Origin of the sequence: Halobacillus sp. B23F22_5 (genome assembly GCF_043497085.1) — a bacterium.
GTDB lineage: Bacteria > Bacillota > Bacilli > Bacillales > Halobacillaceae > Thalassobacillus.
The window spans coordinates 13,701-26,956 of record NZ_JBIEKI010000019.1 but is presented as its reverse complement, the minus strand read 5'-3'; the positions used below and the strand labels follow the sequence as shown (position 1 = coordinate 26,956).

The following is a 13,256-nucleotide window of genomic DNA, read 5'->3' as shown; positions in this document are numbered from 1 at the left end:
AATAATTTTTGTATTTTAAGTAGATTTAACTTAAATAAAAGGATTCATGTAAAGAAAGACTATGACTTTCGCTATAAGGACCTGGCGACAAGCCAGGTTTTTCTAAATGTTAAAGAGGAGTGTGTGCAACATGCAACACAGAAACGATATTCGCAACGTCGCGATCATTGCCCACGTTGACCACGGTAAAACTACTTTAGTGGATCAGCTGCTACGCTATTCCGGTACATTCCGTGATAATGAGCAAGTGGACGAACGCGCAATGGATTCCAACGATTTAGAGAGAGAACGCGGTATTACTATTTTAGCTAAAAACACCGCGATTAATTATAACGATACTCGTATTAATATTATGGATACACCAGGTCACGCTGACTTTGGCGGCGAAGTAGAACGGATCATGAAAATGGTCGACGGAGTTTTACTTGTCGTGGATGCTTATGAAGGGTGTATGCCGCAGACACGCTTTGTATTGAAGAAAGCTTTGGAACAAAAATTGACTCCTGTAGTCGTGTTGAATAAAATCGACCGCCCGAGTGCCCGCCCTGATGAAGTCGTAGATGAAGTCCTGGATCTTTTCATTGAACTTGGCGCCGATGAAGATCAATTGGAATTCCCGGTTGTTTACGCATCTGCCTTGAATGGTACTTCCAGTGAAGAACCTGAGCTGGATACCCAGAAAGAAACCATGGACCCTGTGTTCACAACCATTATGGATAATATTCCGGCACCGGTTGAGAATTCAGATGAGCCATTACAATTCCAGGTGACTTTGCTTGATTATAATGACTACGTCGGACGTATTGGTATTGGTCGTATTTTCCGCGGCAGCATCAAAGTTGGACAGTCGGTCGTATTGATGAAAAAAGATGGATCTGTCAAAAATTTCCGCGTGACGAAACTGTTTGGTTTCATAGGTTTGAAGCGTATTGAAATCCAGGAAGCACAGGCAGGAGACATTGTCGCGATTTCTGGTATGGAAGACATCAACGTGGGAGAAACCATTTGTCCTCCTGATCATCAAGAGGCAATGGAAATTCCTCGAATTGATGAACCGACACTTGAAATGACTTTCCTTGTCAACAACAGTCCTTTTGCCGGACGCGAAGGTAAGTATGTAACTTCCCGTCAAATCGAAGAGCGTTTGATGACACAGTTAGAGACAGATGTCAGTTTGCGTGTAACACCAACCGAATCTCCAGATGTCTGGACAGTCTCAGGCCGTGGCGAGCTTCACCTTTCTATTTTAGTAGAAAACATGCGCCGTGAAGGGTTTGAATTGCAGCTGTCCAAACCAAAAGTTATCCTGAAAGAAGTCGATGGCGTTACTTGTGAGCCGGTTGAACGTGTTCAGATTGACGTGCCAGAAGACTACCAGGGTGCTGTTATGGAATCCATTGGTTATCGTAAAGGTGAAATGCAAGACATGGTCAATGATGGCAACGGGCAAGTCCGCTTGGAATTCTTAGTGCCATCCCGTGGCTTGATCGGATACACGACTGAGTTCTTATCCCAGACTCGTGGCTATGGAATCCTGAATCATACGTTTGATGGCTATGCGCCACTTGTCCAGGGGCAAGTAGGCGGCCGTCGTCAAGGTGTACTTGTCTCTCTCGATAAAGGAAAAGCATCTACGTATGGTATTATGAACCTCGAAGATCGTGGTACGATTTTTGTCGAGCCAGGTACAGAGGTTTATGAAGGGATGGTAGTCGGAGAGCATAACCGTGATAATGACTTGACGGTTAATATTACGAAAGAAAAGCATTTGACCAATATCCGTTCCGCCAACAAAGATACAACGAATACTATTAAAAAGACACGTAAGCTAACGCTTGAAGAAGCGATCGAATACCTGGATGATGACGAATACTGTGAAGTTACGCCAGAATCCATCCGGATCCGTAAAAAGATCTTGAACAAGAACGAACGTGAAAAAGAAGCGAAGAAGAAGAAACTTCAAAATGTTGAAAAGTAAACAAAAGCCCAGCCCGCTGAATTGTTCAGTCGGCTGGGCTTTTTCTATTTATTATGATTCAGTCAGCCTTTCTGATAAAAGAATTACGGACTGATATGTTACTCTGTTTAGTAAGATCGAATTCGCTATGAAAGATTTAATAGAGGGGAGAAGAACGAATGATGAAACGTACAGCTGAAATCGTCCTCACAGTAATTGGAGTCGTTCTTTACGGATTGATTGCCGGTATGCTGAGCATTGTTGTAAATGCAAAAGACAACCCCGAATTCCGGGAAAGTCTGGAAGGTACGATACAACAAGACCCAGAGGCAAATCTGGAGGAAATCAATATAGATCAGATGATAGAAGGAATCGCAGATGGAGCGATGATCATTATTGTTACCGGTATAGTTGCCTTATTGATCGGGATAGTAGCCATTTATTTGATCAAGGGGAATAAAAAGCCGAAACTTGCCGGTATAGTACTGATTGTCACAGCAGTCATCGCAACGGTAATAACGGTCGGTGTCGGGGTGGTGGCCGGCTTGTTCTATATTGTAGCTGGGATAATGGGTATTGTCCGTAAACCCAAACCGGTATGATAATTACTGTGATTTGTGTTGAACTACCCCCACTTAATTTCTCCGAAATTTGAAGTGGGGGATTCCTGGGTTGACCGTCCTGTTGGACAGTAATCGACACAGGCTACCCCCGTCGTCCCGACGGTTGGCGCGCTTACGCACTTTTAGATTTTGTCAAGAGGCGTTCCGCCTCTTTTTTTATATTACAAGCAGCGTTGATATCCCGATCATGATTCGTATGACAATTAGGACATATCCACACACGAACGGTATCATCTTTGACGCTCTTTTCCTTGTGGCCGCAGACAGAACACAACTGTGTAGACGGGAACAATTTTCCAACCTCAACAATGGCGGATCCATACCATTCTGCTTTGTACTTAATCATTGTTATGAACTCACTCCAGGAGGCATCGGATATGGACTTGGCTCGATCCGAGTTTTTCAGCATTTTGGCCACACTTAAGCTTTCGATGCCGATGACATCGAATTGGTCCACTAGTTGGCGGGATAATTTATGCTGAAAATCCCGGCGGGCATTAACGATCTTTTCATGGATGCGAGCTACTTTATTTTTTTGTTTGTGCCAATTCGAAGAACCATTAGTTCTTCGGGACAGGGTACGCTGCGCGTGTTGTAATTTTTGTTCATACTTCTTTTGATGACGAGGGTTCTTGATTTTCGAACCCTCGTTCGTGATGAGGAAATCTGTTAATCCGAGATCCAAACCGACCGTTTCGTTAGTATGGTTACGGTTATAGTTGTGTTCCACGACAGCTAGAATAGATACAAAATACTTACCCGCCGCATTTTTGCGCACGGTGACACGCTTAATAGTTCCTTTAACTTCACGGCTTTTGGCATAACGGATCCAGCCTACCTTCGGTAGCTTGATTTTATTGTTTTCCAGCTTAATGTTTCCGTTGACTGCTTTTGTTGTATAACTCTTCACCAGGTTTTTCTTAGACTTAAAGCGCGGGAATTTCGTTTGTTTGCGGTAGAACCTTATGAATGCGTCGTCTAAGTTTTCGATGGATGCCTGGAGGGCGATGCTATCAACAGCTTTCAGCCACGTAAAAGCTTTTTTGAGTTTAGGTATTTCTGTGATTACTGGAGTCTTACGGAACTTAGTACCTGCTTCTTTTGTTTCATAGAGTGCCCGGTTATACAAGAATCGTGAACAACCGAAGGTTTGTTCGAAAAGTTGGGTTTGCGTTTGATTTGGGTAGATACGAAACTTATAAGCTTTCTTCACCTCCATTCGGTTGCTCACTCCTTTACAGGTATTTAGATACCTATATTATACAGCATCTGTTAAAATATTACGAACACGAGTTCTTATCTATTTTATCGCCCGAAGTGAAAACCCGGCATTCATCCCCCACCTAAACGCTCCGCGTTTTGAGGTGGGGGTCTTCTACCAATATATGATAAAAACCCCGGAAGACGAAGTCTGAGGAGGCTTGCCAGTTCCCCCACAGGAAAGCGAATCGTTTCCCAGCCGTCCTTACTCCTGACTCGGCAACGGACCCGAAGTATCTCGAGCTCAAGTCTTCGACTTTTCGGCCCCTTAAATGAAGTAAGACACTTATAAAAATAGCCAACATCGTTTAACAGATCTTTTCAATAAAAAAGTAGTTCAGTTAAGGGTTGCAAAGACATTTTGCACACCAAAAATGAACTACTTGATAGAGGGAGGATCCTTTTTTTATTTATTATTGAATTTATCTTTCATCTCACCGGTCTTCTTTTGGAATTCACCTTTGTCTTTCTCATTTTTACCTTCCGCTTGCATCTTCGGATCATTTTTAGCATTACCTGCCTGGTCCTTCATTTCACCTTTTGCTTTTGAAACCCCTGCTTTCACTTTATCGCTAAGACCTTTTTTATCTTTCATTGGTAACATGCTCCTTTCCGAACTATTGTATTAGACATTTACCCTGCCGACTGGAAGCTAAAACAATACAAAGAAAATGCTGCCCTTTTGGACAGCATTTATTTCACCTGATCATTTTCCCATTTATAACTGTAGAAGCTTTCCTTCGTGACCCACTTCAATGCTTCTGGATCATTGACTTTCATACCTTCTTCAATCATTTCCAGGATGCGTGCCGTTTGAGAAATATGGGCGCGCATGGCGTCCAGTTTCTGTTCTTTGACCGCTTCAATATCATTGATGACATCCGGTGCGCCTAATTCCTCATAGGTGTTATTGGCAAAAGCCAGACAATGGAGTTTCGGTCGTTCAGCCGGATCAATTTCACTGACAGCTCGGATGACCGCCCTTGCGGTAGCTTCGTGGTCTGGATGCACAGCGTAGCCTGGGTAAAACGTAATAATCAAAGATGGATGAAGTTCACTGATCAAATCACGAACCAGCTGGGTCATTTTTTCATCATCTTCAAATTCTAATGTTTTATCACGGAAGCCCATCATTCGTAAGTCTTCAATTCCCATTGCTTTCGCCGCCAGCTTCAGTTCCTCTTTCCTGATAAGCGGCAGGGTTTCGCGGTTAGCGAATTGCGGCTTTCCGAGATTTCTTCCCATTTCCCCCAAGGTTAAGCAAGCATAAGTCAATGGTGTTCCCTGGTTAATATAAGAAGCGATAGTACCTGATACACCGAAAGCTTCATCATCCGGGTGAGGGAATATGACAAGCACTTGCCTTTCTTTTTCTATCATAATCAGCACTCCTTTAAAACGACTGCAAAAAATTAATTATCTGTCTGTTATTATCCCGCAGGATAAAAAGTTTTTAAAGTCATTTGTTCTATAGGAGTGGAAGCTTAAGTGATGATTTTCTCCTTGAAAGATTTTATATTATCGGAATCCCCGAATAAAATGAGAATATCGCCCGTTTGTATTGATGCATCTTTATCCGCCAATCCAATGAATTTACTATCTCGTTGAAGACCGAGAATAGAAATACCGTGTTCCTTATGCAAAGGCAGCTCGGTGATTTTGTGATTCTCAAGGGAAGAATCTTCATTAATTTTAATTTCTTCCACCTGATAGTGATCAGATTCGGCGTGAATAATAGAATCGATGTAATGCATGCTTGCAGGCTTGATCATAGAAAGCGCCATTCTTCTGCCTCCTAAATCACTGGTATTTACGACGTGGTCTGCCCCTGCACGTTTTATTTTATCTTCCGTTTCGAATGCTTCTGCTCTTACAATTGCTTTAGCACCCTCATTCAACCCTTTGGCTGTCAATGTTATAAAGACATTCGTGGCATCATCCGACGTAGTAATGATGATTCCTTTCGCTTTACCTATCCCTGCATGCTCCAATACTTCATTCTTTTTAGCATCTGCCACGATAAAGGGAATGCCTTCCGGGACTGTTTCTACAGCTTTCTCGTCATAATCGACGATTACTGCATGATAATCGTGTTGGGTGAGTTCTTTTAACACTTGCTCCCCGACACGGCCATATCCACAAATGATATAGTGTTCCTTCATTCGACTGATTTGCTTATCCATCTTTTTTCTCTCCCATTTTTTCGATAGTCTGCCTTCAATCATGGATGCTGCGATAAATGTCAATAAGTAAGTAGAAAACCCCATCGTAACCGGGATTAAAAACATAGCAAAGATTTTTCCGGCATTACTGACTGGAACCATATCGCCATAACCGATTGCCAGCACAGATACGATTGTCATCCAGAAACTTTCGAAAAAAGTATAATTCTCCACCTGCATGAACACAATGGTCATGATTAATATCAAAGTAGCTAATGTAATACTGAATTGAATAGCGCGTTTAAACCGATTCGGCATACTCTCGCCCCTAACATGACAAATCCTTTATACGATACGAATATTGCCCTTATAGCTAATAGGTAAACATAAATGTTTAGAATACTGACCTTTAAGGAATTTGTGGTTATAGAAATAACTGAAGCTATAAACCCGAATAAGGAGAGGTTTTATTATGGAAATGGAAAAACGTGTAGACCACTTAGTGTCATGGATAAGACAACAAGTAAATGATGCCGGGTTGAATGGTGCGTTAGTAGGTGTGAGCGGGGGGATCGATTCTGCAGTTGTTGCTTACTTGATCAAACAGGCTTTTCCTGATGATTCCATCGGAGTAATCCTTCCGATTAACCAGCGTGTGGAGGATCAAAAAGACGCAATCGCAGTGGTGGAAGGAGCGAACCTCAAAAAGGTCGGTATCGAATTGACGGAAAGTTATAAAACGACTTACAGCGAAATACAGGAGCAGCTACAAGGAAATCAGGATTGGAATGAAGAAAATGCTCAATTGAATGGAGCTAACCTGCAAGCGAGACTCCGGATGAGTACGCTCTATTCTGTTGCAGCTAATTACGGTTATCTGGTAGTGGGTACGGATAACGCTCCTGAGCATTACACCGGGTATTTCACTAAATATGGGGATGGCGGTGTCGATCTTGTGCCCCTCATTCATATGACAAAAGGGGAAGTACGTGAAATGGCACGTTATCTGGGAGTTCCTTCTCAAGTTGTGGAGAAAAAGCCAAGTGCTGAACTTTGGGAAGGTCAGACGGATGAAGAAGAAATGGGTGTTTCTTATGACACCATTGACGCTTATTTGAAAGGGGAACAGGTGGCTGAAAAAGATAAGGAAATCATTGAAGCGCTCCATAAGAAATCAGCACATAAGCGGATCATGCCGGCGGAACCGCCAAAATTCGAGTAGTAGAGGGTGTAATAGATGCAACAATCAAATACAGCATTACTTATTATCGATGTGATCAACAAAATGGATTTCGATGGAGGAGAAGACCTGCTTGAACATTCCTTGGAAATAGCGGACAATCTGTACGCTTTCAAACAGGAGGCAAAAGAAAAAGGGATACCGGTCATTTATGTTAATGACAACTTTGGTCTCTGGCAGGACAATGCCCGCGAAATCGTGGAAGAGTGCAAAAAGGGAAGAGGGAAGCCGCTTGTAGAGAAAATGGAGCCGGATGAGGACGACTTTTTTGTCATCAAACCGAAGCATTCAGGCTTCTATGGAACTCAGTTAGATATTCTTCTTGCTCAAATAGGAGTAGATCGGCTAATTTTAACGGGCACGACAGGAGATATGTGTGTATTGTTCACAGCAAACGGAGCCTATATGCGTGAATATGACCTTTATATTCCAAAGGACCTGGTTGTTTCTGAGGATAAAACGGATAATAAAAATGCGTTAAAAATCATGAAACGTTCTTTATTCGCAGATATTTCTCCAAGTGGGGAGTTCGATTTTGAGGAAGTGCTTAATAAGTAACAAAAGCGAAGGCGCCTTACTCACCCCCGAAAAGCTTAAGCCAATCCACGCCGTGACGTTTTGTGTACTTTAATACAGACTAACTTTATTAAAGGACCAAAGTATAAGAAAAACTAAGGCTTTCGCCATTAGGAAGTGGCGATAAGCAAAGTTTTTCTAATCACAGAGAGGATGGACTTAAGACCTCGAGGGGGTAGGCGCTGGAGCTGGAGGGATAAGAAAAAATCCGGCTGTCGTTTAGGACAGGCGGATTTTCATTTTACCATCATGCTTGCTATGGTTTGAATCACTAAGTGTTCGGTACGAGTATCATCCTGGATCTTGATTTCGCCTTCTTCTCCTGTGTCTGTATAACCAATAACACCGAAGCTGACCATGAAAATGATCAATAAGGCCAATAATAACGTGCGCACTGCTGTTCCTCCTTCATAATGTCTAAGTTCATTTTATACTAAAATAGGAAATAAGACGAGGGATTTATTACGATTTCTTTACAAATAAAGACGCATAAATACAAAAGTTTCGACAATTTTCCATTAAAAACCTGTTTTTAATTTTCTGACAAGGGTAGTGTTAAATAAGAGACATAATTTTATGGCTGATATCTCCAACTAATAACGAAGAGAGGGAGTTCATCTTAATGATTAATCAATACACCTTGGATCGTTTTGAGGGATTTTACGCAGTGCTAGTGGAAAAAGGAAACGAGCATAATGAATTGATGGTGTTAAAAGAGAGACTGATTGCTTTTGCTAAAGTAGGAGATACGTTAGCCATAGATTTTGACAGCATTGGAAACTTAAGACATGTTGAAATCATTGCAAAAGAAAAAGCGGGTACACAAGAACCTGAAAAAGAATTAGAAGGTTTATAAAATAATACTGCACTTATAATTATATTGGATAATTACAAGCACACTATTCAGGTGTGCTTGTTTTTTTGCTATGAGAAAGTTTAACTTCGTAAAATAATTAAAGTTAAAGAAAATACTAAGGTTTTCGCCATTAGTAATTTGCGACAATTCAAGTTTTTCTAATGGGAAATGTCACTAAGCATAACAGGCTAAGAATCATCAATAATAATTACGAAAGGAGTGAAGTTTCTTTGGAAGTTACTGTTAATAAAGTAGTTAATGCCAAAGGACTTGCGTGTCCGATGCCGATTGTAAAGACAAAAAAAGAAATAGATAAACTGGATCCGGGGATGGTCATGGAAATTCAGGCTACAGATAAAGGTTCCACAACGGATATTCCTGGAAATGCTCAGTCCCTTCAGGCATCGGCAGTTGTTTGTGACCATCTTTAAAGCAGAAGACTGGGTAGCAGATTTACGCAACACACTTTATGAAAGGTATAAATCGTTGCCAGATAGTCTGACAGTACTTCCTGCCCACTTTATGAGCATCAAAGAAATGAACGAAGATGGAAGCGTGTCGGAGAATCTTCGGACATTATATAAAGAGAACCACGGATTAAATATTGAGGATGAAAGCAAATTCCGAAGCTCGGTTACAGATAACTTGCCGCCGCAGCCGAACAGTTATCAGGATATCCGGGAGACGAATATGGGAAAACAAAAACCAGAAACAGAAGCCCAGCGGGAAATGGAAATCGGTCCGAACCGTTGTGCCATTCGGTAATAACATGGAAAACCAGCCACCCTTTTCAGGATGGCTGGTTTTTATGTTTAAGAGGATTTATGAGACAAGTGTATGTACCCCGATTATGATATAATACAAACAAACGTTCTAGACAAAGGCGGGGAGATGATGGAAAAGTTAATGACAGGTTTGAGCAAAGCTCAGCAACAGGCAGTTATTTCCACAGAAGGATACATACGCGTCATTGCTGGTGCAGGTTCAGGAAAAACAAAAGCACTGACCCATCGTTATGCATTCATTGCGAATGCATTAGGTATCGAACCTTCTAACATGTTGTGTGTCACCTTCACAAATAAAGCAGCACATGAAATGAGAAGACGGGTCAAACAGTTGATCGGCGGGGAACAGGACACCGGCTTTATCACGACGTACCACGGTTTTTGCGTCCGTGTCCTGCGCGAGGATATTCACCGCCTATTCTATCCCAAGAATTTCGTCATCATGGATGTCGAGGATCAAAAAGCTGTATTAAGAGAAATTTTTGAAGATCTTGGGTTGAAGTTGAATGATAAAACGTTCAAACGGCTGCTCGATAAAATCGGCATGCTAAAAGGAAACACCCACTATGTCCAGCAAATGGTCCAACGTGGAGAGATGATGGCTGAAGAAGCGGGTGACGATCTGGACGGGCGTATCATCCAATTATATTTGAAAAAGCAAAAGCGGGTGTTCGGTCTGGATTTTGACGATCTCATCAACTTTACCTTCGTTTTATTCAGTCAGTATCCGGAGGTTCTGGAAAAGTGGCAGGATCGGCTGTTTTATATCCAGGTCGATGAATTCCAGGACAGCAATGCCAAGCAGTTCGAATTGATACGTATGCTGGCGGAAAAGCACGGAAACTTATTTGTCGTTGGCGACCCGGATCAGACCATATACGAATGGCGGGGCGCTGATCCGAAATATATTGTGGACTTTCAGGAATATTTTCCTTCTGCAGAAACGATTTTCTTGAATCGGAACTACCGGTCCACCCCGGAAATTTTAGCTGTGGGTAATTCACTTATCAAGCATAACTATTTCCGCGTAGATAAGGAAATGGTTACCGATAACGAAACAGGATTGAAGGTTATCCATTTTCATGGAAAAGATGAACGGGATGAAGCCGGATGGATAGTGGACAAAATCAAGCATTTAGTTGAAAAACAGGGAGCCAGTTATAACGATATAGCTATTTTATATCGGGCGAATTATTTATCACGCTTCATTGAACAAGCGCTTATAAACGAGAATATTGAATATACCATCTTTGGAGGTTTCAAGTTTTTCGACAGGATGGAGATCAAAGATGCTCTGGCCCATTTAAGGTTGATTGCGTTTGGAGATGATTTATCATTTTCCAGAATTGTCAATGTCCCCAAACGGCAAATCGGTAAGAAACGGATGCATTTTATAAGGGAAAGAGCAGAGGCAGAAGGTGCGACTCTGTATGATACCTTGAAAAAATATATTGACCACCCACGACTGCAGCGTACGGGAGCCAGGTCATTTGTAGATACTATCGAGTCTTTAAAGGTTAAACGAAAAGAGTTGAATATCTCTGAATTGCTCCAGGAAACCTTGCAGCAGACAGGATATGAGGCTTATATCAGGGAAGATGGGGACCAGGACAGACTCGATAACCTGACTGAGCTGCTGCATTCGATTGTTCAATATGAACAGACATTGGGGGAGGATATTGAACTAGAAGAATATTTACAGATGCTCACCCTTTATACAGAGCATGACAGAGAAGCCCAGGCAGAAACGGTAAAGATGATGACGATTCATACTGCCAAAGGACTTGAGTTTCCTTACGTCTTTTTTGCAGGAATGACAGAAGGTATCATTCCTAACGTGCGGACGCTGAGGGAAAGGAAGGAACGGGGGCTCGAAGAAGAACGGCGGCTTGCTTATGTTGCAGTGACAAGAGCCGAAAAAGAATTATACATGACTGAATCGGAAGGGTTTCAAAGCGGAGGCCTGCAGAAGTATCCTTCCCGTTTCATTTTCGAAGTCGATGAAACAGACTATCAGCGAATTGGCTTGCTTGATGAAGAGTTGATTAAGGAAGCGAAGCAGTACATCCAGGCTTACGCCCATCCTGAACAAGAAACAGCAAACGCGTTTGAGAAAGGTACACGTGTGAGGCATCCCGTATTTGGCGAAGGGAATATCGAGAGTATTGATGACAAGATGAATACCTATTTGATTTATTTTGATAAATTGAAGGCACCCCGGCCGATCAGCAGGAATTTTAAGAATCTGGAAAAGGTGGAAAACGGATGAGAGAAGAGACCAGGAACGATATAATCCACGTACAACCAATCGGGTATATAAGGAACGAAAGAAAAGAAATATGGACGATGATTGGGGGGAAGTTGATTCAACGATTTTGCTGAATGAAGATTTTCGGGAGGAAGCACTAAAGGGTCTAGATGAATTTTCGCATGCAGAAATTATCTATCATTTTCATAAAGTAAGGGCGGAAAAGGTGGAGCGTGGGTCGCGATATCCACGCAATCATACAGAATACGGGCGATATGGTATATTTGCACAGCGAGGTAAAAACAGGCCTAACCGATTAGGCTCCACCTATGTAAAGATATTAGGTGTAAATGGAAAAACGCTCATTGTGAAAGGGTTGGATGCAATTGATGGTACACCGGTACTTGATATTAAACCTGTTATGAAAGAATTTTTACCTGCAGGAGATTTAAAACAGCCAGACTGGGTAAGTGTACTTATGAAGAATTATTGGTAATCGTGCAGAGAGACCTGGTTTATTGGTCTGGCTAGGAGGACGCATATTGGTTTATTTAATATTTCTACTTTCTGCGATAGTAACGATCTATTTAAGTATCAAGATATCCAATTATGTAGATGTCATTGATAAGAAATCTACGTTGAAAGCAGCGGTTTTAGGTGTGCTGTTAGGCGGAGCTACATCGCTGCCAGAAGTGACAACCAGTGTCACTTCCATTGTGATCGACAATCCGGATATAGCGGTAGGGAATGTAATGGGCAGCAATTTGTTCAACCTGATGATTCTGGCTGTCATGGATGCGATTTTCAGAAAAGAACGCATTTTCAACCATGCTGCCAACGAAAACTTTTATACGATGGGGCTGTTCATGCTGTTATCATTGACTGTCGTCGTTGCGATCATCCTCCCAATGCCTCCTGCTTTATTCGGGGTCGGTTGGGAATCCATCGCCATGGTTGTTATGTACATTACCGGTATTAAATTGATCTCGAAAGCAAATACCGATCAGTCGCAGGAAAACGCAAAAAAAGGGCAGGAAGAATCTTATAGCGCCTATAAAAATATCACACTGAAACGAGCGGTTATTGGATTTATCCTATCTGCTATGCTTATTTTAGCAGCTGGGTCTGCACTCACGATTTCCGCTGATAAAATCGCTGTTATTACTGGTCTGGGGTCAAGCTTTGTCGGTACATTTCTCGTAGCCGCATTCACCTCTTTACCAGAGGCTGTTTCTGTATTGGTGGCTGTGAAATTGAAAAACTATCCGTTAGCTATCGGTTCCATCCTTGGAAGTAACCTGTTCAATCTTATGATCCTTGTCGGGACAGATGTATTGTACTGGAAACAAGCTATCCTGCAGGCGGTCAATAATACGCACGCCATCACTACGTTGAGTGCGATGGCTTTGGGGTTAGTGGCAATTTACCCAATTATCCGTGTCCAGGTGAAAAATACGCTGACCTACATTATGCCGTCAGTATTGATTGTGATAGCGTATTTTGTATCGAGCTACCTGATTTACATCTACTCTTAAGAAGTAATAAAAGG

At 42.0% G+C, this 13,256-nt stretch carries 12 protein-coding genes and 3 pseudogenes; 10 read left to right on the top strand and 5 right to left on the bottom strand.

The window, feature by feature from the left end; translation table 11 throughout:
* Positions 1-130: 130 nt before the first annotated feature.
* Positions 131-1,978, top strand: a complete 1,848-nt coding sequence (gene typA / locus ACGTN9_RS18135) for a translational GTPase TypA (protein ID WP_499595475.1) — start codon at positions 131-133, stop codon at positions 1,976-1,978.
* 158 nt (positions 1,979-2,136) lie between these two features.
* On the top strand, positions 2,137-2,559 hold the full coding sequence (locus tag ACGTN9_RS18130; RefSeq protein WP_499595472.1) for a DUF4064 domain-containing protein: 423 nt from the start codon (positions 2,137-2,139) through the stop codon (positions 2,557-2,559).
* A gap of 133 nt (positions 2,560-2,692) precedes the next feature.
* Here ACGTN9_RS18130 and tnpB read toward each other — a convergent pair whose 3' ends face one another.
* The 4 genes from tnpB to ACGTN9_RS18110 all read right to left on the bottom strand — a co-directional run bounded on the left by tnpB (position 2,693) and on the right by ACGTN9_RS18110 (position 6,320).
* The gene (gene tnpB, locus ACGTN9_RS18125; protein ID WP_499595588.1) at positions 2,693-3,799 is read right to left on the bottom strand and encodes an IS200/IS605 family element RNA-guided endonuclease TnpB; all 1,107 of its coding nucleotides are present in this window, start codon (positions 3,797-3,799) and stop codon (positions 2,693-2,695) included.
* A 447-nt stretch (positions 3,800-4,246) separates the two neighbouring features.
* Positions 4,247-4,435, bottom strand: a complete 189-nt coding sequence (locus ACGTN9_RS18120; protein ID WP_499595469.1) for a CsbD family protein — start codon at positions 4,433-4,435, stop codon at positions 4,247-4,249.
* A gap of 98 nt (positions 4,436-4,533) precedes the next feature.
* The gene (bshB2, locus tag ACGTN9_RS18115; protein ID WP_499595585.1) at positions 4,534-5,217 is read right to left on the bottom strand and encodes a bacillithiol biosynthesis deacetylase BshB2; all 684 of its coding nucleotides are present in this window, start codon (positions 5,215-5,217) and stop codon (positions 4,534-4,536) included.
* A 107-nt stretch (positions 5,218-5,324) separates the two neighbouring features.
* Entirely contained in the window at positions 5,325-6,320 is a 996-nt protein-coding gene (locus ACGTN9_RS18110; RefSeq protein ID WP_499595467.1) for a potassium channel family protein, read from the bottom strand.
* A gap of 160 nt (positions 6,321-6,480) precedes the next feature.
* On the opposite strand from ACGTN9_RS18110, the gene nadE reads away from it, so the two are divergent.
* Entirely contained in the window at positions 6,481-7,224 is a 744-nt protein-coding gene (gene nadE / locus ACGTN9_RS18105; RefSeq protein WP_499595582.1) for an NAD(+) synthase, read from the top strand.
* 15 nt (positions 7,225-7,239) lie between these two features.
* Entirely contained in the window at positions 7,240-7,800 is a 561-nt protein-coding gene (locus ACGTN9_RS18100) for a cysteine hydrolase family protein (RefSeq protein ID WP_499595464.1), read from the top strand.
* A 254-nt stretch (positions 7,801-8,054) separates the two neighbouring features.
* Here ACGTN9_RS18100 and ACGTN9_RS18095 read toward each other — a convergent pair whose 3' ends face one another.
* Positions 8,055-8,213 carry a hypothetical protein gene (locus ACGTN9_RS18095; protein ID WP_499595461.1) on the bottom strand — a complete coding sequence of 53 codons (159 nt, stop codon included), beginning with the start codon at positions 8,211-8,213 and terminating at the stop codon, positions 8,055-8,057.
* A 227-nt stretch (positions 8,214-8,440) separates the two neighbouring features.
* Between ACGTN9_RS18095 and ACGTN9_RS18090 the strand changes: the two genes are divergently transcribed.
* The 6 genes and pseudogenes from ACGTN9_RS18090 (at position 8,441) to ACGTN9_RS18065 (ending at position 13,242) form a co-directional block, all read left to right on the top strand.
* The gene (locus ACGTN9_RS18090; RefSeq protein WP_499595458.1) at positions 8,441-8,674 is read left to right on the top strand and encodes a hypothetical protein; all 234 of its coding nucleotides are present in this window, start codon (positions 8,441-8,443) and stop codon (positions 8,672-8,674) included.
* Between the two features lie 230 nt (positions 8,675-8,904).
* A pseudogene (locus ACGTN9_RS18085) lies at positions 8,905-9,069 on the top strand (sulfurtransferase TusA family protein); the annotation flags it as partial.
* A 34-nt stretch (positions 9,070-9,103) separates the two neighbouring features.
* Positions 9,104-9,439, top strand: a pseudogene (locus tag ACGTN9_RS18080) (MBL fold metallo-hydrolase); the annotation flags it as partial.
* A gap of 129 nt (positions 9,440-9,568) precedes the next feature.
* Positions 9,569-11,728: an ATP-dependent helicase gene (locus ACGTN9_RS18075; protein WP_499595455.1), complete on the top strand. Its 2,160-nt coding sequence runs from the start codon at positions 9,569-9,571 to the stop codon at positions 11,726-11,728.
* 20 nt (positions 11,729-11,748) lie between these two features.
* Positions 11,749-12,203: pseudogene (locus ACGTN9_RS18070) on the top strand (SAM-dependent methyltransferase).
* Between the two features lie 46 nt (positions 12,204-12,249).
* A complete protein-coding gene (locus ACGTN9_RS18065) occupies positions 12,250-13,242 on the top strand; it encodes a sodium:calcium antiporter (protein WP_499595454.1) in 993 nt (330 codons plus the stop codon).
* Positions 13,243-13,256 lie beyond the last annotated feature (14 nt).

What these genes read in the sequence shown, in the direction of transcription:
- typA (WP_499595475.1), top strand. Translation starts at nt 131, where the DNA reads ATGCAACACAGAAACGATATTCGCAACGTCGCGATCATTGCCCACGTT.
- ACGTN9_RS18130 (WP_499595472.1), top strand. Translation starts at nt 2,137, where the DNA reads ATGATGAAACGTACAGCTGAAATCGTCCTCACAGTAATTGGAGTCGTT.
- tnpB (WP_499595588.1), bottom strand. Translation starts at nt 3,799, where the DNA reads ATGGAGGTGAAGAAAGCTTATAAGTTTCGTATCTACCCAAATCAAACG.
- ACGTN9_RS18120 (WP_499595469.1), bottom strand. Translation starts at nt 4,435, where the DNA reads ATGAAAGATAAAAAAGGTCTTAGCGATAAAGTGAAAGCAGGGGTTTCA.
- ACGTN9_RS18110 (WP_499595467.1), bottom strand. Translation starts at nt 6,320, where the DNA reads ATGCCGAATCGGTTTAAACGCGCTATTCAATTCAGTATTACATTAGCT.
- nadE (WP_499595582.1), top strand. Translation starts at nt 6,481, where the DNA reads ATGGAAAAACGTGTAGACCACTTAGTGTCATGGATAAGACAACAAGTA.
- ACGTN9_RS18100 (WP_499595464.1), top strand. Translation starts at nt 7,240, where the DNA reads ATGCAACAATCAAATACAGCATTACTTATTATCGATGTGATCAACAAA.
- ACGTN9_RS18090 (WP_499595458.1), top strand. Translation starts at nt 8,441, where the DNA reads ATGATTAATCAATACACCTTGGATCGTTTTGAGGGATTTTACGCAGTG.
- ACGTN9_RS18075 (WP_499595455.1), top strand. Translation starts at nt 9,569, where the DNA reads ATGGAAAAGTTAATGACAGGTTTGAGCAAAGCTCAGCAACAGGCAGTT.